Source organism: Desulfosarcina widdelii (genome assembly GCF_009688965.1).
Classification (GTDB): Bacteria; Desulfobacterota; Desulfobacteria; order Desulfobacterales; family Desulfosarcinaceae; genus Desulfosarcina; species Desulfosarcina widdelii.
Window position 1 is genome coordinate 5,427,682 of record NZ_AP021875.1, and the last position, 24,900, is coordinate 5,452,581.

Below are 24,900 nucleotides of genomic sequence, written 5' to 3' on the forward strand. Positions count from 1 at the left end.
GATGCTGGCGAGCATACAAAAGAAAGGGGGACGTGAAATCCCCCATTTGGGCGATCAAGTGCTTTTTTGGGGGGATTTTTATCGTCAACCTTGTCAGGCAAGCGATAAACTATCAGACATGTCATTCCCGCGAAGGTGGGAATCCATTCATCTCCATTCGTTGTGAATGTTGTCGGGCCTTGATCCAGCATCCAATAGATGCCCGTATCGCTCCCAAAAGCCTTTACATTTCAAGGAGGGAAAGATAGGAAAAATGAATAATGGAAGCGTGTCACCCCATGGACGACAGCATAATTCACACCAATACCCTCGCGAATCACGATTTCTCGACGGCCTACGCAACCCTGGCGCTCTTTTCATCCGGCCCGTTGGCGGGACAAAGTGCAGCGGTGGATTGTCTGGCCCTTGGTGCGCGTTTCGAGTTGGACTGCGAGTTGGCGCCCCTGTTTCCCTATATCAACGCCGTGGCCGACAGTGCCCAGTACTATGAGAAGCCGGTTTACATCAAATTTTTGCTTGCGGACCGGCTGTGTGCCTTTTATTCCACCGAAGGCGCCTTTACGCCGGTGCGGGATCTGGCCGAGGCCATGGACTTTTTGCCGACGCTTCTGGATTTTATCCGGGATGTAAGCAGGCGCCGCCCGCAGATTGTCCCCAACAATAAAAAATACAATCCGACCTCGGCCGTGGACATCTACCGGCTATTGCCAGGTTCCAACTGCCGGGAATGCGGTTTTGCCACCTGCCTGGCTTTTGCCGCGGCGCTTTCCCGCGGGCGCACCTCCATGGCCAAGTGCCCCCATATGGCCGATCCTTTAGAAGAGAAAGCCACATACCCGGTTTACGACAGCAAGGGCAATCTCCTCCGTACCGTCTCGCTGGATATCGACACCTCCGGCCTGCGCACCAAAATCAGCCAGAAGGATGCTCGTATCCAGAGCCTCGAGACGCAGCTTTCGGATTTTGAGAAACGCCGGCGGGCGAATATCGCTTCGGCCAATGCCGAACTGCCGATGCCTCTTACCCGGAGGGAGATCCAGGTTCTGCGCCGCATTGCCAGCGGATTCACCAACAGGGAAATCTCCAGTCAGCTCAACATTTCTCACCACACCGTAAAGAGCCATGTGATTCACATCTTCAATAAAATCGGAGTCAACGACCGCGCCCAGGCGTCTGCCTGGGGGGCCATGCATGGGTTGATCGACCTGCTTGAAAATTAGGGCAAGCTAAGCATTTTGGAATGAATGCCCGTTAAAATAACGGACTTTTATGTTGCCCATACGCGTTTTCCCGTTTCTTTTCGAAAATTATTCATATGTGTGGAAATGTAAGTTCACCAATTATGTATTTTAGGTAATACTATGAAAAGTTTTTCCTAAAAATACATACTTTTTTTCATATTTCTGCCGATTCCGATATCGATCAAAATATAAATATTTGTATTTATTAGTTTTATAGGCTATCGTCATTTTTACTTTTTTGGCACATAATTTGATAGCTTATACATAAATGGTAAGTGAGATAGAAAAAATCTTATAATGCATCAGTTAGGCAACTTTGCTTTCACCTATTTTTATAAAGAAATGTTGGGCATGAAAAAAATAAAAACAACATTTTCTTTTTTTGTACCGCTTCTGTTTCTCTCTGTGTTGCTAGCATGGCCGCTATCCAGCGAAATTAGCCTTGAAGCGTCAACGCTGTCGATGATCAACGGGGAGCACACGAGTGTTGACCTTGAAAAAGGAACTTTTGGAAATCTCCACGAGTCTGCAAGGGTGGTTGTTCTTCTCGCAGGAACCGGAATTATTGGATTAGCATGCATCAACCGGAATAAAAAGTAAAACTCCAGCTACCATTAGGTAAATCAGCGACCTGTTGATTCGATCTTGTCGAATGAATCAAAAACCCGATATCTGAACTCTCAGATATCGGGTTTTTGATTTATTCAAATCTTTTTTAAGGTCCTTTTACGCTCTCCTTCACATACTAATTCCCGTAAACAACTATATAGTTACTCCGAGTTTCAGAAGATGACCCGGATCCATAGTTGCCGCCTAAGCTGACACATTCACCGGCATTAAACATTTTACGGTAAAGCTTCATATACGGCTGCGAACTCAACGAAGTCGTGATTTTATAGTCGGAGCGAAATTCCCAATCGCTTAACCAATTAGGTGCCGAAGAGGATCTGCTGTCATATACTACATACACCCAATAACTGACAGGAGTGGTAAAACGAATATAATCACTGGCTGAATTGTTATAGCGTTCATCGTTGGGCGTTTGAATGATTGTACGCCCCAGCATCCAGTCTGGAACGCCTCCCGTGATGAAATAATCCCGGTCTGTGTAAAGATAGGCTCCAACAGCCACCTCGGATTCTGCAAATTTGGATTCTAACTCACAGCCGGAGGTGGTCGTCATTCCACCAACGCTGTTGCTGTAAAAAACGAGGTAATTGCTAACCGTATCCCCCGAAAAGCCGGCTGCTTTGTTGCCGCCAAGGTTGACGATTTCGCCTTTGGAATAATTGCAGCAATAGATCTTTAATGACGGCTGCGTAGATAGAGATGTTTTAATAACGTCACCGGTATCGACAAAATCGCTCATCCAATTCGGCAGGCTGGTTGCACGGCTGTCGTAGGCGACATATACCGTTCCATCGTAAGGCATGGTAAACGTCAGATAGCCACTGGCATCGGTGCTGTTTCTATCGTCGTTTGGCGTTATGGTCGCTTCCATGCCGTCATAGGAAGACGGCACATCCGTCAGTTGATAGCTCCTGTCCGTGTAGTATTCGATGCCGCTGGTAAGCGTAGTTTCCGCAAACTGTGAGCTTAAAACACCATCTATAGTGGTCGTCGTTCCACCAACGCTGTTGCTGTAAAAAACGAGGTAATTGCTAACCGTATCCCCCGAAAAGCCGGCTGCTTTGTTGCCGCCAAGGTTGACGATTTCGCCTTTGGAATAATTGCAGCAATAGATCTTTAATGACGGCTGCGTAGATAGAGATGTTTTAATAACGTCACCGGTATCGACAAAATCGCTCATCCAATTCGGCAGGCTGGTTGCACGGCTGTCGTAGGCGACATATACCGTTCCATCGTAAGGCATGGTAAACGTCAGATAGCCACTGGCATCGGTGCTGTTTCTATCGTCGTTTGGCGTTATGATCGCTTCCATGCCGTCATAGGAAGACGGCACATCCGTCAGTTGATAGCTCCTGTCCGTGTAGTATTCGATGCCGCTGGTAAGCGTAGTTTCTACAAACTTCGAGCTTAAAACACCGGAACTGGTTGACGAACCAGTGCTGTTCGAAACGGAGGGATCATAGTGGACCTCATTGGAATTGGAACTTACGAGGCTACCATCGAAAGCCCGCACAACGAAATAGTATTCGGTCTGATCCTGGAGATTGTCTATGGTGCAGGTTGCCGTGGTTCCTTGCCAAATGGGCTGGCTGTAATTGTAAGCTTGACCACTTTCCCGTGCGTACAAAAGGTAACCATCCGGTGAACCACTGACAGCGTCCCAGCGAAGTGTCACGCTGGCCGCCAGGACCGCGGTGGTTGCCATTAGAATTAGGGCGGTAAACAGGGTGGAAACGATAAGGGTAGTCTTGTAGAGCGTATGTTTTACGTTCATGATCTTGGGCAACTCTCCTGGTCAATTTTTAAGCCAGATAACGTGCCATCCCAATGCTGTCGGGGGGAATCCCTCAACTACAAAGCAATAGGTTTGCCAGGTTGCCAAAGATCATTGTTATTGGACTTTAACGGTTTGTTTTTTTAGAAAAAAAATTATTCAACGATCAACAAGATCAATCTGGAAACAAGCCGTACGGGAAAAGTTTTTGATCTAAGTGTGCAAAGATCGTAACCAACGTCAAACGCGTATGGCCCGATTAGATTTGGGTATGATTCGGTGTGGTAAAGGAGATTGTTGGTAGCGTCAAAAATCTTGTGCACATTTGGGAACGGTGTCCTCCACCGCTGCTGGTGATATAAATCTTAATGTGCAAATCGGGGGGGGGCGGCAGGAGTAATGCCGGAAAGCTTGGGCGATGCAGGTGAAAATTAGCTAAAATTATAAATAGATATGTATGGAATCGGGGCGCGATAGAGGGATGGGCAAGGGATGATGTCTTTTGGTGTAAATTGACAATCCGTTATTCAATTGGAAGGCATTGCGATGCGAATGGCTTTCACGATGCGCTGGGCGGTGCATCCGTCCCACCGCTCGGGCACGTGGTAGGATTTGGCGGCTCCGGCAAGAATGCGGTCAATTCGAGGCTCCAGGCTTTCCATGGTACACAATTGATTGGTGCCTTGATCGACTGTTATCGGCCGCTCCGTATTGGGGCGCATGGTTAAACAAGGAATACCCAGATAGGTGGTTTCTTCCTGTATCCCGCCTGAATCGGTAATGACAAACTGGCAGTTGAACACGAGATTCATGAAACGGACATAGTTCATGGGTTCCGTCAGGACCATCTTTTCTGCATGTTGCAGCCCATCCAGCAGACCGAAGGCAACGAGATTCTTTCGGGTACGCGGATGAACCGGAAATACCAGCGGGGTCCGCTCGGAAACGGCGATCAGCAGCCGGCACAATGCCGCCAGAATATCAGGGGAATCCACATTCGCCGGTCGGTGCAAGGTAATCAACCCATACCGGTTGGGAGACAACCCCAAATCGGAAAAGGCGCCGGATCCCGTGATCTTTTGCCGCATCATTTCAAGTGAATCGATCATGATGTTGCCGACGTTCTCGATCTTTTGGCGGGGAACGCCTTCCTTAAGAAGGTTTTCCGTAGCATCCGGTGAAGGGGTCCACAAGATGTCGGCCAAGGCGTCGGTGACCAGCCGATTGATTTCTTCGGGCATGGTCCGATCGTTCGAGCGCAAACCGGCTTCCAGATGAGCCACCACTGGCCGACGGGAACCCTCCGGCAGGTCTGTGTAGACAACCTTGCTGGCTGCGATGGTGCAGGCCATGGTCGAATTGACATCCCCCACAACAACGACAAGTCGCGGCTTTTCCTTGAGAAGAATCTTCTCATAGGCAATCATAACATTGCCCGTCTGCTCGGCATGGCTCCCGCTGCCGATTCCCAGATGGATGTGTGGATCGGGCAGCCCCAGATCTTTGAAAAAGGCATCCGACATGTTGATGTCGTAATGCTGGCCGGTGTGAACGATAACCGGCCGGGCCCATTCTGCCTGATTCAGGGCATGGTACAGGGGGGCGATTTTCATGAAATTGGGCCGGGCCGCTGCGATCAGATGAATAATCATGGTTGTTGGACGATTGCCTCCCTATTGGCATCCTGCGATCATGTCAATAAGCAAATGCCTGTATACATCTTCTATTTGATTGCGGCGTCATCCAGACGCTTTTTAATATTCATCATCGACAGCGTCCTCCCTTCGCTTATTTTTTTGCGAACTTGCTGCATCATATTAACAGGTTTTCCGGTAGCATTGAACACTAAACACGCCTGCCTTAAGCCAAGAGAAAAGAGGCATCGTGGGTGCTAAACCCCGAACTCACCGACATGGTCTATAAACCACCGGTACGTCATCCGCACACCGTCTTGCAAACCGATGGTGGCCCGCCATCCCAATTGGGACGATCGCGTCACATCCAACAGCTTTTGTGGGGTGCCGTCCGGCCTGGATGCGTCGAAACCCAGTTTGCCCTCGAAACCGACCACACCCTGGATTACCTCGGCCAATTCTTTAATCGTGTGATCTTTGCCGCATCCCAAGTTGACAAAGCAGGGACGCGGGTAGCTGAAAAAGTGATCCGAGGCGGTCCGATCATCGAGATTCATGATGAAAACGCACGCATCCGCCATGTCATCGACGTGTAAAAATTCCCGTCGCGGAGATCCGGTCCCCCAAATAACGACCTCTGGCTTGCCATCCCGTTTGGCTTCGTGGAATTTTCGGATCAATGCCGGAAGAACGTGTGAGGTCTCGAGATCGAAGTTGTCATTGGCACCGTACAGGTTGGTCGGCATCACCGCCATGAATCGAGTGCCATATTGGCGGTTGTAGGCCTCGCACATCTTGATACCTGCAATTTTGGCAATGGCGTAGGGCTCGTTGGTGGGCTCCAGGAGGCCTGTCAACAAATGTTCCTCAGCCATGGGCTGCGGTGCCTGCTTGGGATAAATGCAAGAGGAGCCTAAAAACAGCAAACGCCTGACCTGCTGTCCATAAGCAGCGTGGATGACATTGGTTTGGATGGCCAGGTTTTCGTAGATGAACGGGGCTGGATAGGTGTCGTTGGCAAAGATGCCTCCTACTTTTGCCGCTGCCATGAACACGTATTCCGGCTGCTCTTCCCGGAACAAAGCGTTCACCGTGGCCTGATCGGTGAGGTCGGCCTGAACCAGTTGCAGGGTCGTTTTTTGCGGTTCGTTTTCAACCGGCCGGAAGATCCGAGCATCGGGTTGTCGAGAATGGTAGCTGCCGACAATTCGCGAATATCCCAGTTCAAGCAACCGGCGAACAATGGCGCTGCCCACCATTCCTCCCGCACCGGCAACAAAAATTTTCGCGTCTCTATTCATTGCGATTGTTCACCCGGAAACCGGCCCGCTGGACAAGTTCATCGCGCTTGGCTTCTTCGAGGTCGACCTTGACCATTTCGTGGACCAGTTCGCTGAATGAGGTTTTGGGCGACCACCCCAATTTCTCATTGGCCTTTGTCGGGTCTCCGAGCAGAGTTTGCACCTCCGTGGGTCGGAAATAGCTCGGATCCACGGCAACGATGGTTTTACCGTTGGCCATGTTGAGACCGCGTTCGTTCACCCCCTCCCCTTTCCATTGGATGGCGAGGCCTAGTTCCTTGGCCGCCTGGGAGATGAATTCACGAACCGAATGCTGCTCACCGGTAGCGATCACGAAGTCATCCGGCGCCTCCTGTTGGAGCATGAGCCACTGCATCTCCACATAATCCCTGGCATGCCCCCAGTCGCGAAGCGCATCGAGGTTGCCGATGTACAGGCACTCCTGAAGCCCGAGATAAATACGCGACAGGGCCCGGGTGATCTTGCGGGTGACGAAGGTCTCACCGCGGATGGGCGATTCGTGGTTGAACAGGATGCCGTTGCAGGCATAGATGTTGTAGGCCTCGCGATAATTCACCGTGATCCAATACGCGTAGAGTTTGGCGCAGGCATAAGGGGATCTCGGATAAAAGGGCGTCTTTTCGGTTTGAGGGGTTTCCTGTACCTTGCCGTAAAGCTCAGACGTGGAGGCCTGATAAAAGCGGGTCTTGTTTTCGAGTCCGAGCAGGCGGATGCCTTCCAGGATCCGCATGGCGCCCAGCGCGTCCACATCTGCCGTATACTCGGGGGTTTCAAAAGAGACCTGGACATGGCTCTGGGCAGCCAGGTTGTAAACCTCGTCCGGCTGTACCTGCTGCAGCACCCGAATGAGGTTGGTGGCATCGGTCAGATCCCCGTAATGAAGAATCATCCGTCGATCTGTTTGATGGGGGTCCTCATACAGATGGTCGATCCGATCGGTATTGAACAACGACGCCCTGCGCTTGATACCGTGAATTTCATATCCTTTTGCCAGCAGAAACTCTGCTAGGTAGGCGCCGTCCTGCCCGGTAATGCCGGTAATTAAGGCAATTTTTTTTGACATGAATCCTCAAAAGAGATCGGTCTAAAAAAGGAGTAGATCTGCAGATGGCATTTTTTGAACTTTTAGAGGGTCGGCTTAAAACAATGTCGTCCAACTGTAGCTGAACTGAAGCCAGAATACATTGCGCTCCCGGGTAATGTCGCGTTCGCCATCGTCCCCGGACTCCACATTGTTCTGGTAGCGGTAACTTAGCGAAACTCTTAAATTGCGCATGACATCGTAAGTCAGATTGGGCTCAAGCCAGTAGTAACGTGAATCATTGACATCGGATTGTCGATCCAGCAGTTTGTAGCTGAAAACCAGCCTGGCGTTGATTCCTGCCCGAAACCGTTCGGTCAGCAACTGACGGTAAGAAAAATAAAAATTGTCCACGTTGATATCGTCACCTTGCGATGTCGTTCGCAGATCGTGAAAATAACGGAAAAGTGTGGTCGACGTTTCCCCATCGAAGCTCAGATCGATCCGCGCCCGTGCGCCCCAACTATCGTCGTCACTGCCATCCTCATCGGTAACTTCGGCATAGCGTGCGCCAATTGATGCAAAGCTATAAGATACGGTGCTCCAGTCTCTATGCCAGCCGATGTCCATGGAATATGAATCCACCTCGTTGAAATCGTTCTTACGATAGTAGTAGGAGGGTCCGATGGATATTCGGTCCACTTCGGTCTTCAAACGGTGAACATAATACAGGTTGCCCCTGTGATTGTAATAATCGGAAAAGTCATCGTCATCGTAGGATGCATCCTGGTAGCGGTACCCAACTGAGAGCCCAGAGACTGTCGTCAAATCGTAATCGACATCCCCGCCAGCTTCCAGAAAATTACGTTGGACTCTTTCGATGACGCGTCCGGTCTCCTGAAGATAGGTGTTCAGCGTCGTATCGTCATAGTATTTCAAATCGATATCAGCTTTCCATCGTTCCTTGAAACGGCGGTCACCGGACAATTCATAATATTGATTTGTCCGGTTTAGATCGCTTTCATCCAGATAGGTCAGGATATCCCAATCCGCACTCAAGGTAACGGAGGATAGCAAGGTTTCATAATCCAGATCCACGCTCGGGCTGACCGTCAAGATGGAGGAATCGACCTTTTCATCTTCCGTATATAATATGTTGTCATCATAAGCAGCACCCACCGAGACATTTGGTTTCAGCGCCGTCTCTGCAGCTTGAATTGAAGACGTCAATAAACTTATGAAACCTATGCAAACGGTGATCGAGGTAAAAATTAGACATTTTATCATGCGCCTATTAATTAATGTATCTTGACTAAGGCGTTTGATCCAGCTTAGACCTTCAAACACATTGGAGGCCGGTGTAAAGCGGTTTTTACGTTGTCGGCAACGTGGCCTTGTGAATCCATTCTTCATTGATAAATGCCCTTCATTGATTTGGTTTTATGGGTCGCTGTCCAAAAATGAGAAAGTGTCAATCATGGTTGGTATTGGATTTCGTGTTGCTAACTCCCATTTGTATCTATCCGATTCGATGTTGACGAGCAAGTTTCTGATATCGGGAACCTCATGCATCACACCAACTAGTGGAAGTTAGTCCTATCATGAATACTTTTTTCGCCTATTAGCTTTATTTTTGTTCAACACAGTTCCCAATATGTTGACCTCCTTGAGACGGAGCATCATTTTTTTGATTTCATCAACGGGTGTCCGCTCTGACTCAATCACAGGAATCACACCATCGACATAACGCACCAAGATCATGGCGTCAGGATAGGGTAGAAGCGCTGGTCCATCGACGATTACGACTCGATCGGCGGGGTAGCGGCTCTTGATCTCCTGCATCATAAGCTCCATCCGTCCCGAGTTGAGCAGTTCTGGCGAATTGTCCACCGGAACGACGCCGCCGGGTATCAAGGTCAGTTTATCGATCCCCGGGTTGATCAAGATATCGGAAATGTCAACATTACCCTCAAGATAATCCGTTAGACCGTGTTCCACCTTCAGGGAAAAAAAATTGGTTGAAAATGAGGAATGCTGTTTGGTGGGTTTGCGGATGTCGGCATCGATGATCAACACGGTTCGATCGAATTCTTTTGCGATGCTTATCCCCAGATTGATGCTGGTGAAGGTTTTACCCTCGTAAGGGTTTGCACTGGTGATCAGGATACTGTTGCCTCCAATAGCCTTGAGCTTGCGCAGTACTTGGGTTCGAAGAATTTTAATCTGATCGGTGATTTCGAAATCGTCGAAGACGGAAAAGACCCTGTTATTTTTGAGTAATTCAGGGGCCATGACCTGAACTTTGGTTTTCGAATAGCTGACTTTCACCTTTTTGTTCGATGGAGGGACGTCCGCCGGTGATGTCGAGGGGTTGCTACGGTGCAACGCAGGTTCTTGAGCACTGATTTGTTGCGATGGTGTTCCCTTAGATGGGTCCTGCTCCAACGGAGAAGGATTATCTGCGTATGCCTGGTAATGAACAGCTGTGGGAGCGGGGATTTGCGATTCCACAGATGGTTGAGGTGCTTCCACTGATGGTCGGGCATCTTGCGATAGTAAATGCGGCGACGGTTTGGGATCAGGTTTAGCAGCAATAGGTTCCTCCACTACGGTTGAGGCGGAGGGTGCTACGGAAGCCGATTCCAATGGATCAGAAACAGGTTTTTTATTGGAGTGGTCGGATACCATATGAACCTGGTGTTGCATATCGGAGCCCCGTTGCTTGCCGGTCATTTCAGCCGAACTGAGCGTCGATTTGCTTGAAGGTTTTCGACTTAACCGGGTGTAATCCTGATTGGTTCGCGTCACCGGTTTATCGGTATGCTTTTTTTCTTCCTTCTTTAACGCTTTGGAAAATTTACCCATATTGATGTCCACATATCCATTCGAATAGATTATGAATTCTTGGCTTCTTTTTCGATAGGCACACCAATCTCAACCAACCGTTCTTCAAACTTGGCCCACAAATCGCCAATCGGCATGACAAACCAATTCAGCACTAACGATGCCAATAAAATCCCCATCAATACAGTCCCCATCATCATCAAGCGCCTGTATCTTCGCAACCGCTTTTGAACCGGCGTATCGAAATAGGAAAGGGTGGCCAGCACCGGAACACCTGAAATGGTTTCTAATTCATCGGTCGCTTTAACCGAAGAATCCAAACCTTCACTCAGGGCTACCAGCAAGGTTCCACATCCGATCCCCAGGACGAATCCCATTAAGATAATCAACAGGCGGTTGGGTTCGGACGGTTTGTGTGGCAGAACAGCCGGGTAATCAATGCTGAATTGTGCCCCCTGCTCGGAAATATCCATTTCCTGGGCAATCCGTGCCGAGTGAAGTTTATTGGAAACTTCGTTGAACTTTTTTTTGGCATTTTCATAGTCCAGGGTCAGTGAATTGTACTCCTCGTCGATAAATGGTGCTGCCTCCAACCTTTTCTGATATTCTTCCAGCTTGGCCATTGTTTTTCGACGTTCATCACGCAAGGCTTGGATCTCCGACTGGGCAACGATAATCTGCGCTTTGATATTCATATAGCCTGGATTATCGGAATTTTCGTCCGCCTCATCAATTGCTTCAGTACCGGTCCTCTGCTTGGCAATCTGCTGCTTGAGCAGGCTGGCCTCTCGCTGTAATCGGACCAAATCCGGATGCTTGTCACCATATTTTGATTTCACCTCGGCAATCTTTTTTTCTACGACTTTGAGCCGGTTAACCTGTTCGATAGAGGTGTCGTTTTCTCCAACCTGAGATTCCAGTTTTGCGATTTCACTTTTCAGCTGAATTATATCCGGATGCTTGTCAGATAGATTGGCCTGCATGCGGATCAGTTGAAGTCGGAGATATTTGAGGCGGTTGTTGGGGTTGCTTGCAACCTTACCGGTTTCGGTGACAATTGGCACCATGGGATCAATGTTTGCAATCTGGCTTTTCAAATAGACGATCTTTTCCTGCAACGTACGAATTCGCGTATCGATATTGTCCACGTCCTGCCCAAGGCGGAATACCGCCTGCTGAAAAATGCTCATTGATCCGGGAAGCTGGTCAATATTGGCCGCCTTGAACCGACTAACCTTTTCCTCGTTGAGTTTCACACGACGGCGAAGGTCTTCCAGTTCTCTTTCGAGAAACATGGTCGTGGTACTCGCCTGCATCTCGCGGACTTTCTGGTCTTCCTGTACGAAAAGATCTGCAAGGATATCGGCAACTACTTTGGCCTTTTCGGGATTCTTGTTGGCATAGGTCAGGGTGAAGGCAATTGTTGCCTGGCCTCGACCACCAGAGCGCTTGTCTAGTAAACGCACATTGATAGTCTTGAGTTCAATGTTGCCACGCATTTCAGCGACCATCTCGCCATCGGATTCAAGCTCCGGATAGAGATTCTGAGCCTTGATAATTTCCAGCAGCTTAGGGTAGCTTAGAATTTTCCGTTCGAGGTTTTCGAGCCGTTCACTGATATAACTGGTTATGGTCGACTGCACATATTCTTCTGGAATCTGTTGATCTTTGACTGAGATCATCACCTCTGACCGGTAGACGGAAGGCAGGACGAAGGCGGTAACTGTGCATACGAGGAAAATCGCTGTAAAAGTTATAAAGAACAGTTTCTTGCGGCGCCGGATTATCCCTCGAATATCTAAATTTTCAAGTTCTACAGGCATATGGGTTTCCTTTGAAGCTTTTCCAGTTCACTTTTTGCCATACATTGGCATGAAAAAAACACGTCAACCATTTTCACGTCAACCATTTTATGGTTAGTCGGTTGAAGAATGGGAAAAGCCTTTATTAAAAATTTTCATAAATGGTTTTGGTTAACAAATTCCGTAGAGTACAGAGGGCATGATCAACTTCTCGTGGAAGGATCGTTTTTCTGCTGAATCTCTTAAGGCACGACCAGGATGTCACCCCGTTGCATCAGCACATCCTGTTCCAGATTGTTGCCCTTCAGAACCTCCTTGTAGTCAAATGGAATTTTTTCTACCTTACCATTGTTGTTGCGGAGTATATGAATATCACGTTCGGCGGCAAAGGGTGTCAACCCTTTGGCCATGGCAAGCAGATGCATGACCCGGGTTTCCATAGTGATTGCAAAGGTCCCTGGATTTTTTACCTGACCAATTACATAGGCATTCAAGCTATTGATACTCTTAATAATTACTGTGACCACCGCATCTGGAACATACTCAGCCAACTTTTTCTTGATAGCCACCCGTATTTCAGGCACAGACATGTTGTTCACGTTAACATCACCAATCAAGGGAAACGAAAGGATACCGTCCGGGGGGACGATCAACTCACGACTAAGCGATTCATCTTTCCAAACGGAAATCTCAAGCACATCCCCAGGCCCCACAAAATAGGCAGCTGCATGCACCGCAGTGCATAAAGCCAGTGTAATCATTGCGACAAGCAAAGCAGTAAGTATCTGTTTTTGCATGTAATCCTCCAGGAAGAACATGTGTCAACAAAGGGGAGTCAGTGTTAAACAAGAACCAATGAGCCCTTGGCTTAAATCATCCCGAACAAACCTTTGGCACAAAAAATAAGGATCGCTGCTGATATGGTGACATGCATTGATTTTGTGCGTAGTTCTCCGACCAACACCTCGTAACTATAGTACAATATGACGGTTTTTACCGCAACCAAGCCCATCAGATATCCCTCTATAGGGACATCGGGCAGATTGGAGATGAAAATGATCACAAAGATCACCAGAAAATCCAATGTCGAGCTTTTGAATCCATTGGACCGTCGGGTCAGTTTCATGGTCATATACACCGAGGCCAGCATTATCAGGTAAAACGAGTTGTAGATAACAATGAACAAATGGTTGATATTCGCGTTTAGATTCAGGTCACACCTGAAGATCATAAAGGGCGTGAATAGGTAGAGCGCAATCCTGGAAATTCTATTCAATATGCTTTTATCTAAAAAACAAGCCAGAATCAATAGTACTAAAAAACCGGATAGGATGAGTGGAAACAGACGGCTGTCGGAGGGTTGAAACACGGCGTTGAAGATCAGCAACGACGGCACGCCGAACTTGACGATACTGAAGGTGACCTTGATGATCTGCCCGCGGTCCTTCAAGGGCTTCAATCGCTGCTTCAACGACGTAAGAAACCAATCTCGATTAATCCGGTAATCCGCCTTTTCGAATCCTCTCAAAATACCCAGGATCATGCACGCAAAAAGGAAGTAAGCGCCGAGGAGTATTCGGTCGTTTAATCCGTGATAAACGATGGCAAAGATGATCAATAGTGATTGAACCAAATAGATCGTCACCACGGCTTCGGTATGGTAAAGGCCAATGCTCATGAGTTTATGATGGAAATGGTTTCTGTCCGCGGCAAAGGGGGATCGCCCTTGTATGATCCGTTGAACCATCACGGCCAGGGTATCTAGCACGGGAATCCCAAAAATAATCAGAGGCAGAATGACGCTGATCCTTGATGATTGCTGAGCCAGCTTGAGGGAAAGGACCACTGTTATAAAGCCAAGCATTTGACTGCCGGCGTCACCCATGAAAAGCTGCGCAGGATAGGAGTTGAACTTCAGGAATCCGAGGACGCTCCCTCCGACGGCGATGGCGATCATCACCAACACCCAGTTTTGTTCGCTCACGCCAAGATACCCAATGCACAGCAAAATGAGCAAGGAAATACCGCCGGCCAAACCATCCAACCCATCGGACAGGTTGGTAGCGTTGGTGATCCCCACGATGACAAAAATGGTCAGCGGTATGGACGCCCAGTCTGGTAAAAGCGATCCGGGGAGCCACAATCCACCCAAATCGTTAATCTTGGTGCCGCCGACCAGCGTGACCACCAAGCCTGCCATGGTCTGGCCCAGAAGTTTAACACGGGGTTTCAGGTCTTTTATATCATCAGCTATGCCGAAAATAACAATGATCAAGGCTCCAATCATCAGTCCTTTGACAAACTGGGTTTTGGGAGCCCACAATATAATCGGTACACTTGCGCCAACCATCATTGCCAGCCCCCCGCACTTGGGCATTATCTGATCGTGAATCTTTCGCCCGCCTGGCTTGTCCGTGGCCTGTAGCCTGACAGCCAGTTCCCGGGAATGGGGCATCACGACAATGGTGACGATAATTGATACCAGCAAGGTAGTTAAAAATAACATTGAACCCCAAACATGTAAATCATTGCAGATGCAGACGGCATTCGACGATCATGGTGGTGTTGTCGTTTTCAGTATCACCCGATGATCGAGACACATTTAATCACAAATTTACAGCAAGTTAAATGCCAAGTTAAAATTTAATTTGGAAATCGATACTTTAATTAATAATAATAATAGAATGTTATCCTATATTTGGATCCAATTCAACCGCTAACCGCATCGTCTGAAAATCGGTGCGAACAATTAATTTATGAATTATTTTCCATAATTTTAGAAAGCGTTATGGAGTATATTGCAGAAGCTCAGTTCGATATCGTTCCCGCTAAACCTATTGTCAACGTTTCGCCTGCAGCTTTACAACTGCAACCACATGGCTTGAGGTCGATATGGATCTTTAATCCTTCATCATAAGGACCATGGTCAAGATTACCCGCAAGGCAAAAACCGGCAGAACGCGTTGTCGGCGAATCCTTTTGGGATCCTTCAACAGGCGATAGAGCCACTCCAGGTGAAAACGCATCCAGATATCGGGAGCGCGTTTTACGCTTCCCGTGATTGCATCCAGAGTCCCTCCGATTCCTTGGCAAACCTTGACCGATGTCAACTCGTCAGCATGGTTGGCAAACCATTTTTCCTGTCTAGGAGAGCCTAGGGCCAAAAAAAGGATGCTGGCCTTCGAGTCATTGATACGTCTGATTAGTTGAGGCATCTGAGTGTCTTGCACATAACCGTCGGATCGGCCGGCGATACACAGACCCGGAAATCGGGTTCGAAGTCTGTCAACTGCCGCCTTGTTCACGGATTCGCGAGCCCCGTAAAGGAAAATGGACTTTTCCTCCTCCACCGCCAGTCGACAGATATCCTGCATGAATTCTACCCCCGGGACACGCTGCAACACCGCCCCGTGCAGCAACCTGGCCGCAACAACGATGCCGATACCGTCTGGAATCAACAGATCCGCAGATTGGAAGGCTTTCCACAGTTCAGGATCCCGGGGAACGGAAAAGTTCTTCTCAGGATTGGCGGCAAAAATGGAACACGGTCGGTCGCCCTGCAGGAAGTCTCGCACGCGTTGGATGGATTGGGATCGATCCACAGGGTCCACCCATATATCAAGAATGTTCAAACGATCCGACAATCGAACCACCCTTTCTATCTGAACCAATTTCTAACCCAAGGTGCACGGGTGCAGATAATGGTTGTGAAAACAACACTATTAGCATTTCCCATTCTGGTGCAGGACAATGTATATGTTGGTTCCTTATGCCCGTATCTGGAAGAGAACCATCCCAAAATCGGATCTTGTTGTCCACGAATCAATTGAAAATTTGCCTCACGAAGATTCATGTAGATCTTTTCCCCCCCGTGATCGACGATCCACCCACCTGCTTCGGCAGACACTTCCGCCTGGGGATGCAGATGAAAATTGATCTGAAAACAGTGGATTCCCTTACCGATAAATCTATCCTTAATCAGAAACGTTTCCCCGCCCACCACCAGAACCGAACGACGATGCCTTACAGGATCCGATAATCGAGCGTATCCGTTATGTTCCGCATCATAAAAAAGGTTACCGCCTGGTTCATGGCAAGCCGTCAACCGCACCTTATAGGGACGGCTCCATATAAAACCCGTTTCTTGAACAGCCTGATCCTGATTATCGATATTGACAGTGTTATGCGCCCTCGTGCTCTTAAAGTACCTACGCCATTTAGGAACACCATTATATCGGTAAGTCCCAGTATCCACGATCAACGGCCACCCATTTTTGGATAAAGTGATGGATAATGCATCGGCATGACCATGGTTGCAAAACGGCGCCATACCCAAAGGGCCGTGGTCAAAGGTGAACATTAACCGACTATCGTTGATGACACTATATCCGGATGCGGGAAAGGTGATCCGCTCCCCACTGGAAATAGTCGATGCATTCCGGCGGGGAGCGACCCCCGGCGCCACGGCAGCACCGTCATCGCTGTCACCAATGCCAGGAAATGTCCCGTTCATATCCAGAAACGTACTCATAAAACTTTCTGCTTTTAACAGCTTTGGTTGCCAATGGGACAAGTTGGCTAAGCTGTTTTTATGCACAAAGTCCATCACCAACCAATACAGATCTAAAACAAACCGGTGGTAACCGAGCGACTGTTCTGCAGGTCCGCCGTCTTCAAGTATCTGGTGCTCAATTTCAGATTGAAGGATTCTTATCCCAGTATCTAACCAACTGCGGCCGGTACGCTCAAGACGGTACATCGAACCTGCAAATACCAAACCCACTGCTTCCGTGATCGTATGGTTGCCGAGCGAGGAGTAAAGCGACAACCCATTGGCCACCATCCTGGCGTGAAGGTTGATAGTCTGGAGTATACGATCACGGTCTCGGGAACGCAGGTATTTAAGTTGCTTGAGGGCATAAAACAGTACAGGAATACGTAAGGCGCACTCCATAGAGGACCGGTAGTTATCTCCGTGGGGAAAGGGATTGTCCTTTATCCATGAGAGAATTAGTGCTTTAGCTGCATCCCCGCTCAACCTACCTCTGGCTGTTGCTGAACGATAACTTTCCCAAGCGAAAAATGTCGATACCAGTTGCAACCGGGCTGGCTCCCAACGCAATCGGATATCAGATTTTAACGCACCCGAGTCTGGTGGAAACCCATTTTTAAAATTAGCTGACGCATTCGTGAATTCCGGGAGCAGGTCCGGCATTTTAAGATTATCGACACGCGCGCATTCAACAGCAAATCTGTTAAACTGCCGTCCGTCCAGGATATAAAGAATTTTCAGATGCAGTCTCGCACATAATTGCCATATACGATGTAACAATTCAATGGTCGATGAATGACGCAGTCGAAGCAAATAAAAGCGCAGGTTGAATGCCATGACTGCTTTCATGATGTTGTCAGTCCAATGAACAGGTAAGGAATTGAAATAAGAACCAGCACGTTATCCGTTGTATAGCCAAAATAATACCCAGGATAAGCTCCAATTAAAATTCTCTAACAAACTTGACTGCATCTGCGCAGGTACTTGACGGTCCCGGCTGAGCAATAAGTGTAATGTTGTAACTCTCCCCTGCATTGAAGGGATAGGAACCGAGGCTGTTCCACATGCCACCGTTTATCGACTGGTTAATGAATAGGCTATCTGTCCCGCCTGAATAGTCGACGGAGACAGGTATCATAGTGTTCCTCGAAGGGTACTCAGTCCACCACATGGAAAATTGGTATGTTCCTGAAACCGAGGGGGTGAAAGTCCATGTATAGGTCGTATTATCTCTGCTATAAAGTGAATTAGCCGCCCGATCATTGGGATCATATGGATCGGCACCTCCTGAAACATACCAGGCACCGGTTGAAAAAGTCCCGGCATCACCATTGTCGATAATGATTGTTTCGGCGGTAACATCGACCGTAAAACGCTGTTCATCCATACCAAGTGAGTTTGTAGCCTGAACGATTACGGAATGGTTGCCCTTTTGCCCTGATGTCGGCACCCAGGACACTACACCTGTGCTCTGCCCGATCGTCATTCCGCTTGGTGCCGAGATCAGTTGAAATGTTGGTGAGGGTTCACCCAATGCTCCCATGCGGTATGTATATTCAGAATCAACTATGCTTGTAAGGATTGGCGTCGTATAAATAAAAGGTCCAAACGTGCCGCAAATCGGCAGTAATCCTATTACTTCATCCATCCACGGGCCTGACATCTTGGCATATCCCTGATTATTAGGATGCCAGGTATCCCACATGTCCGTTGCGTAGTTTAAAACGTTTTCTTGGTCGACCAAAACAAGCTTGTCACCCGCCGCTATTCTGGACTCTGCCATGACTTGAAGATTTTCGTTAAAAGTTGTCGTTTCTTGGTGATACGGCTGGCGGTTGATTATACGTGCCAAAATGACCGCCACATCTCGGCCTGTTTCTGATTCGAACATATCTATTTCATCAAGAACATCCTCTACATAGATAGGATTAGTCGTAAACCCATTGGTACCTATATGAAGCAAAATGATTTCAGCAGGATTTTCCACCAGCCATGCGTATACATTTTCGGCGACTGATGAAGCCGTTATGCCACCGATGCCCTGGTGATTGAGGTCACTCAAACCTGAGGCAAATAAGCCGTCTGTTTGGTTGCCGACAAAATCAATAAAATAACCATCACCAGCCAATTGTTGATAAAGTTCTCCACGATAACCTATCATCTGTTGCGAAGTGGTTGACTCTCCATAACCAAGCGTAATTGAATCCCCGAGGGGCATAATTGCAACAGGACTGGCACAATCTCGAACGACAATGAGAGCTGTGTCATCTTTGGACCAAGTCCCTTTATTATCCTGAACCCTAAAAAATATCGTATGTATACCAGGTGTTAAAGAATTCGTACTAAACGTCTCTTGATCACTGATTATCCCGTCAATATCAGATTCCCATGCATAAGATGCCACGGTACCATCACTATCTATGCCGGTTCCCATGAAAGTGATCTCTTCTTGTGGAACAGTGCTGATAGGAGTTATGGCTTCTATCACCGAAACCGGCGGAAGATTGATGTCACCTCCAACATAATTAAATTTAACTGCATCTGCGCATGTGCTCGAAGGGCCTGGTTGAGATGTGATGGTGATATCGTAGCTCTTTCCGGCAGTAAAGTAGTAGGTGCCAAGTAAATTCCATCTGCCGCCATTAGCTTGCTGGTTTATGATCAAGCTATCAGTCCCATAATCATGGACTATCGTTAAGGGTATGCTGTCGCTTCGAGAACTCCATTCCGTCCACCACATTGAGAAAGTATGATTTCCACTGACCGATGGAGTAAACGTCCATTTGTAGATTGAGCCGTCTCTGCTCCAGAGAGAGGTCGCTTCAGGATCCTCTGGATCCCATGAGTTTAGCGCTCCGGATATCCTCCAGATACCGGTAAAAGAGGTTCCTGGGTCACCGTTGTCGATAACCCACTCATTAACGCTTTCCTGGACGACTAAAGTTTGGCTGACCGGCTCAGATGGTTCGCCATCGTCATCGTATACAATCAAATTTATCTGGTGTGAACCTGCTGAGAGGGGGATATCGGTTGTGAAATTTGCAGTAGTCCCAAGATGTCCGTCTATATTGGAGTACCAGTTGTACTGACTGATGGATCCATCAAGATCTTCACCATGCCCGCTAAACCTAACCAAGTCGGACGGCGCTGCTGGATTAGGGCTTATGGAATCGATCACTGCCATGGGCTTGATGTTGTAATTGGGTACGAAGGTCAATTTAATAGCATCAGCACAGGTGCTAGACGGACCAGGTTGGGACGTGATAGTAATATTATATTCGGTTCCTGCTTCAAACGGGTAGGTATTTAAAAGATTCCATTGCCCTCCATTTTGTCCTTGGTTTATATAGATACGATCTGTATTGCCCCAATACTCTATATCGACTGGGATGTGGTCACTTCTAGATGGCCATTCAGTCCACCACATCTCCAAATCATGATATCCAGAATCTTCCGGTGTAAATGTCCAAGTGTATGTGGTCCCGTTCCTGCTCCACAAGGAATTGGCGCCGGGGTCGTTCGGATCCCATGGATCCGTACCGGATGAATTCGACCAATTTCCACTGAATGAGGTTTCAGGATCGCCGTTGTCAATGATATCAGCAGCAATGGAATGAGATGCGGGGAACACCAACCATTGAACCAAAAAAAATACGATTATCGAAATGACTAAGAGTGTATAATTTTTCATTTCACCACCCCGTTTTAATTTACTGAATCGGGAAAAGAAGTGGATAGACATTTAATAAAAATATCCACCCACAGGCACAAAAGCAACAATTTTGGCCAAACGACTTTTGCTGGATGTTATATTGAATGGCTGCAGCGAATGGGACCGAGTTTTACGAATCGAGATCATCCACTTGTAGGTTCAGAGAGAAATCGAACAAGGAATTCTTCTAAATCAATTTCTCCGAGCCCCAAGATGTACATTAGTGCCCCAGTGTCGGATATATCCAAACGCTCTTCGGGTTTGTAATAATTAAAAGCGGCCTTCCATGCTTTTCCATAAACCGGATGTTCCATGGCCGCTTTGGAGAATTGATCAATTCCGCCCTCACGGTTTAAATATTCATTACCATCCCGAATTTTAATATAATATGTGTATTTCCGGGTAAATGCAAGGGCAGCCTCAGTGGTATACCTCTCGTTCCAAACACTATGCTGGATGACATGTATCTGTTGGACGGTGTCCAGGGATGGCGCGCGTTCCTTTATCCGTTTTAACACGGTGGCTGTTAGGTCGGACTGCCCGCCTTCTTTGACCCATACGTGACCACCATTGGCCAGTACCCGATACCATCGATCGGTCAAGCTCGCAAATGCCATTTCACGATTGGAATGGGCCGATAACCATCCGCCGGTCTCCTTCCAAACGGCATCCATGACACTGTTGGAATCAGTGTTGAATTGATCTGCATTTTTACCATAAGCGCCGGAAACCACAACAACATGATCTTTAATCCAATCAATTCCGAACATAGATTGCAAAATGGTTCTATCGGCGGCAGTACTTTGTCCATCGTCTTTGTCAGGCGCATGGTCATAATGCAATGAGATCAAATCAGTAGACGGATTAAACGATCTTATTCTAAAAGCATTGAACACCACTATGATTGCTAACAGCGTAATGCCGATAACAGAAAAACCGAATAGGATACGCATTCCTACTTTTTAATCTCCGCAAGAATCATTTCAATGTCACCGAATTTTGGGGGATCAAACCAGGTATTGCCCTCGATCACGACCGGTCCTTTTTCGGCTACCGCAATATCCCAGCCAATCGCCTGAATAGGTGAAAATCTGTGGGCGGCATTGATTGCCGTTTGGCAGACATCTTCCCAATGAGGAATTGAAAACTGGTTGAGCTGAAAACCGGATTCAGGATGTTTCTCTAAAATTTCAATACCATGGGGCTTTGAAGATAGATAAATGGTCTCTTCAAGCGAACCACTATTGATGTTAATCTTAGAAAGCAAGTTGCCAGTTCTGCCATAATTTTGATTGTCAACAATATTCGCACCGACAATCAACTTAAGATACGCATATACGATATGACAAGTTCCATCTTTTCTGATGTTTGTAATTACTCTCGCCGTCTGCAGATATTCAGATTGGCTTAATATATTGAAGTCTTGGTGATTGCGAATCCTTTCCTGAATAACAAAGGTATTATATTCTGGGTCGGTCCTGATTTTACGATAAATGCTTTCGGCGTTGCTGCTAGTATTTTTTTCATCGGTGAAGAGGTCAGCATTTCGCTTGTAGATTTTTATGCCTTTTCCATAAACACCTCTTGAAGGTTTCAAAACAAATTCGTCGGGAATGTCATTGATAATGAATCGATTCCATTCATCTATATTTGTGATCTGTGATCCCTTATATGACCAGCCAGGTAAATTGTTGAACACAATGCCAAAAAGTTTAGGAATCGGTATCTTACATTCAGTACAGATTCTATAGAAGATACCTTTTTCTTCTGTGAGCGGTGCCCATGAAACAGGATTTATCTTCCGTTGTATAACGCTCATTTTTTTCCGACTGACATATGTTGGATTATTCTTCTCCGTAATGTTTTTATATAAAAATCCATAGTGATAGGATTCTTCTGGAGTATAACCTTCACTGACATAGAGTTTAATTAGTTTATAAAACAAGCGCAATGAGTCACCATCAAACCTCCTTTTGGGTCGATATGAGTAATGTATCAATCTAATAAAAAAACGTGTCATCCTCCAGGGAATAGTGACAAATTTAGGAATATAGTTTAATGGTTTCATAAAATTTCCGTAGTAACAATTGTGATACTATTTCGTTATTTGAAAAGTATTAATTACCAAATTATTCGAAGTCTAAGCTTGTAAACAGCATACCGCTATCTTCTCTTATAATCATACGCCCTTCATTATAAGCGAGTTTAATCGGAGCAATATTCCGGTAATTGATCTTACTATCCAGTCTCTTAATACCCTTTTTCTTAAGTATCTGATTCCGATAATCATATAGCGCTTTTCCAATTCCCTGTTTTCGGTAACTATCTTTTACGGCAACATACAATACCTTCGCGATTAGTGGAGAGGAGTCCTTCCATGAACGATCTAACTTTTTTTGGGTTAAAAATCTGTCAATTTCTTGATTTGGTTTTAGGTTGTTTCTATTCTTGTCAATTTTTATTTTTTGAATTAGTTTAACAAATATCATTTCAAAAAATAAAGGGATATTCTTTAAAAAGAAAGTCTTCCAAAATATTTTCCAGTTGATTATAGTAATCGAAAATCCGACAATTCTATTTTTATTTGTGGCGACAATGAAGATAGCATCCTTGGAGGAAAGTGCATATCTGCAAAATGCTTTGTGTGCTCTCCTGCCTCTAAGACCGGCGATGGGTGTTTTCGCTTCTCCAAGGAATTCAACAGCTTCATCATAATCAAGTTTGTTTATAAGTCTATAGACAGTCATTTTAATAATTTTAAATTAGCTCTTTGCGATCCATCGACAAAAAGGATTATTAAGGCATCAGAAATAACTTTACTATAAAAGCTTGAAATTTTGAAAAAAAATATTGGATAGCGGAGAAGCCCTAATATTGCTTTTTGTATCCTATAGTGAAAGTTTAGAATCTATTGTATAGAGAAATTTAGACAGATACTATAGGGATTTATCTTTGCACTAAATCACTACCTCCTATTGATAATTTTCAAATAAACTATGTTGTCATTAAGTAAATCAATTTATTCTAGTGAAATGATATGCCATTTTGATAAAAAATTTTTTTATTCTTATCCGTAAGAAGGCCGCCGTTGGCAGCCTGCATTCCTGTTGTCGCCCAAAATTTATTTGCTTCAATAATTACGGGGCCTTTATCACTGATACCAATATCCCATCCAACTGATTTGACATGATTGAAAACTTTTTGTGCTTGTATGGTTATTGTTTTTACCTGTTCCCAACAGGGTAACTGAAAATCTTTAAATTTGATTTTTGTAATCGGATGTTCATATAGAAGCTTACCGTCTTTAATCATCTTTTTTCTTCTCTTTTCCTCGAATTGTCTTTTAATTGACATATACCCTGAATTATAGGGAATATCACTACCTTCAAACTTTACAAAATATTTTACCAAGCCGAATTCTTTCAATTTTCCAGTCTCTATATTAATCCCTATCACAATGCCGCCCATAGTGAAATTGTCAACAGGAAGATCTGAAGCGCTTGTTCTCAGAATAGCCCCAAGAATTTCCACATTTTCGTTGGTTGTTAAAAGTGTAATCAAGCGTATTGTGTTTACACAAAAAGGGTTAATTTCATTCATCTTACTATGCTGCAATATCGCATTCTCAACAACATATTCATCTTTTACGTTGATTTTAATGGAGTCAGTTCCATTTATTTTATTGTAGTCTATGAAGTGGATTCCTGCACCATAAGCACCAAATCTAGGTTTCAATACGATCTTTTGTATAGAGTTTTCCTTCATAAGTTTTAAAAGTTCTTGTGACCGTCGGAAACTCATAGAATTTCCGTATAGTCCCCATTGTTTGGGTACTGGAAGATCATGATGTTTGCAAATCAAGTTAAAAAAATATTTGTCATCGAGCAAAAAACCGTTGTTTCCAACTAATTTTTTCAATTTTGCAGACGTAATTGGTTCATCTCTATCACCAATAAATTTCTTGAATTCATTCTTATTCTTAACATCAAAGCCATACAAATAATAATTTGTCGGATATATTTTTAAAACAAAAAATATATATAGATAGTCGAAAATTTTTGTCACCAATCTTTTGTTATTAATTCCTTTAAAATCATAATAGCTTTTATTGTTAAATCCTTTAAAAAGTTTACTCAATCTTCTATAATGAGAAATATAAGTATAAAATATTAATAATGTATCGATGAGATGCCACAATGCTCTGTTCATTGGTCTCGTGTTTAACAAATTCATTTCGCCCCTGCTAAACAAAAAGATTAATAATTGCTTTGATTTTAATAGATCTTGTTCAATTAATTTCTTATGTAGAAAAAATGTAAGCGTTCAGAGGATAAGTATGTATAAATAATGTCAAGAAAATACTGGTAA

At 45.9% G+C, this 24,900-nt stretch carries 18 protein-coding genes; 2 read left to right on the top strand and 16 right to left on the bottom strand.

Annotated elements, in window-relative coordinates; translation table 11 throughout:
• Nucleotides 1-278: 278 nt before the first annotated feature.
• Both GN111_RS24935 and GN111_RS24940 read left to right on the top strand, forming a co-directional pair.
• A complete protein-coding gene (locus tag GN111_RS24935; RefSeq protein ID WP_170302454.1) occupies nucleotides 279-1,220 on the top strand; it encodes a LuxR C-terminal-related transcriptional regulator in 942 nt (313 codons plus the stop codon).
• A gap of 318 nt (nucleotides 1,221-1,538) precedes the next feature.
• Nucleotides 1,539-1,841, top strand: coding sequence for a hypothetical protein (locus GN111_RS24940; protein ID WP_155306357.1), 303 nt, complete (start codon nucleotides 1,539-1,541; stop codon nucleotides 1,839-1,841).
• A gap of 145 nt (nucleotides 1,842-1,986) precedes the next feature.
• Here GN111_RS24940 and GN111_RS24945 read toward each other — a convergent pair whose 3' ends face one another.
• From GN111_RS24945 to GN111_RS25020, 16 genes are all read right to left on the bottom strand, one after another.
• On the bottom strand, nucleotides 1,987-3,645 hold the full coding sequence (locus GN111_RS24945) for a fibronectin type III domain-containing protein (RefSeq protein WP_155306358.1): 1,659 nt from the start codon (nucleotides 3,643-3,645) through the stop codon (nucleotides 1,987-1,989).
• A gap of 527 nt (nucleotides 3,646-4,172) precedes the next feature.
• On the bottom strand, nucleotides 4,173-5,297 hold the full coding sequence (gene wecB, locus GN111_RS24950) for a non-hydrolyzing UDP-N-acetylglucosamine 2-epimerase (protein WP_155306359.1): 1,125 nt from the start codon (nucleotides 5,295-5,297) through the stop codon (nucleotides 4,173-4,175).
• A 239-nt stretch (nucleotides 5,298-5,536) separates the two neighbouring features.
• Nucleotides 5,537-6,580, bottom strand: coding sequence for a GDP-L-fucose synthase family protein (locus GN111_RS24955; RefSeq protein WP_155306360.1), 1,044 nt, complete (start codon nucleotides 6,578-6,580; stop codon nucleotides 5,537-5,539).
• Complete coding sequence (gmd, locus tag GN111_RS24960; protein ID WP_155306361.1) at nucleotides 6,573-7,664, bottom strand: GDP-mannose 4,6-dehydratase; 1,092 nt, start codon at nucleotides 7,662-7,664, stop codon at nucleotides 6,573-6,575. The genes GN111_RS24955 and gmd overlap by 8 nt, the downstream gene beginning before the upstream one ends.
• Nucleotides 7,665-7,739: 75 nt before the next feature.
• Complete coding sequence (locus GN111_RS24965; RefSeq protein WP_155306362.1) at nucleotides 7,740-8,738, bottom strand: hypothetical protein; 999 nt, start codon at nucleotides 8,736-8,738, stop codon at nucleotides 7,740-7,742.
• A 483-nt stretch (nucleotides 8,739-9,221) separates the two neighbouring features.
• Nucleotides 9,222-10,487, bottom strand: a complete 1,266-nt coding sequence (locus tag GN111_RS24970; RefSeq protein WP_155306363.1) for a polysaccharide biosynthesis tyrosine autokinase — start codon at nucleotides 10,485-10,487, stop codon at nucleotides 9,222-9,224.
• A gap of 29 nt (nucleotides 10,488-10,516) precedes the next feature.
• Nucleotides 10,517-12,289, bottom strand: a complete 1,773-nt coding sequence (locus tag GN111_RS24975) for a hypothetical protein (protein WP_155306364.1) — start codon at nucleotides 12,287-12,289, stop codon at nucleotides 10,517-10,519.
• Nucleotides 12,290-12,510: 221 nt separating this feature from the next.
• Entirely contained in the window at nucleotides 12,511-13,065 is a 555-nt protein-coding gene (locus tag GN111_RS24980; RefSeq protein ID WP_155306365.1) for a polysaccharide biosynthesis/export family protein, read from the bottom strand.
• 71 nt (nucleotides 13,066-13,136) lie between these two features.
• Nucleotides 13,137-14,774, bottom strand: coding sequence for a glycosyltransferase family 4 protein (locus GN111_RS24985; protein ID WP_155306366.1), 1,638 nt, complete (start codon nucleotides 14,772-14,774; stop codon nucleotides 13,137-13,139).
• A gap of 394 nt (nucleotides 14,775-15,168) precedes the next feature.
• Complete coding sequence (locus GN111_RS24990; RefSeq protein ID WP_492207413.1) at nucleotides 15,169-15,921, bottom strand: WecB/TagA/CpsF family glycosyltransferase; 753 nt, start codon at nucleotides 15,919-15,921, stop codon at nucleotides 15,169-15,171.
• A gap of 5 nt (nucleotides 15,922-15,926) precedes the next feature.
• A complete protein-coding gene (locus tag GN111_RS24995; protein WP_155306368.1) occupies nucleotides 15,927-17,669 on the bottom strand; it encodes a heparinase II/III family protein in 1,743 nt (580 codons plus the stop codon).
• Nucleotides 17,670-17,763: 94 nt separating this feature from the next.
• Nucleotides 17,764-20,511 (bottom strand): golvesin C-terminal-like domain-containing protein, encoded by a 2,748-nt coding sequence (locus GN111_RS25000; protein WP_170302455.1) that lies wholly within the window; start codon nucleotides 20,509-20,511, stop codon nucleotides 17,764-17,766.
• A 164-nt stretch (nucleotides 20,512-20,675) separates the two neighbouring features.
• The gene (locus GN111_RS25005) at nucleotides 20,676-21,485 is read right to left on the bottom strand and encodes a hypothetical protein (protein WP_155306370.1); all 810 of its coding nucleotides are present in this window, start codon (nucleotides 21,483-21,485) and stop codon (nucleotides 20,676-20,678) included.
• A 2-nt stretch (nucleotides 21,486-21,487) separates the two neighbouring features.
• Entirely contained in the window at nucleotides 21,488-22,600 is a 1,113-nt protein-coding gene (locus tag GN111_RS25010) for a sugar-transfer associated ATP-grasp domain-containing protein (RefSeq protein ID WP_155306371.1), read from the bottom strand.
• Between the two features lie 61 nt (nucleotides 22,601-22,661).
• A complete protein-coding gene (locus tag GN111_RS25015; RefSeq protein WP_155306372.1) occupies nucleotides 22,662-23,279 on the bottom strand; it encodes a GNAT family N-acetyltransferase in 618 nt (205 codons plus the stop codon).
• Between the two features lie 277 nt (nucleotides 23,280-23,556).
• Entirely contained in the window at nucleotides 23,557-24,741 is a 1,185-nt protein-coding gene (locus GN111_RS25020; protein ID WP_170302456.1) for a sugar-transfer associated ATP-grasp domain-containing protein, read from the bottom strand.
• Nucleotides 24,742-24,900: the final 159 nt, after the last annotated feature.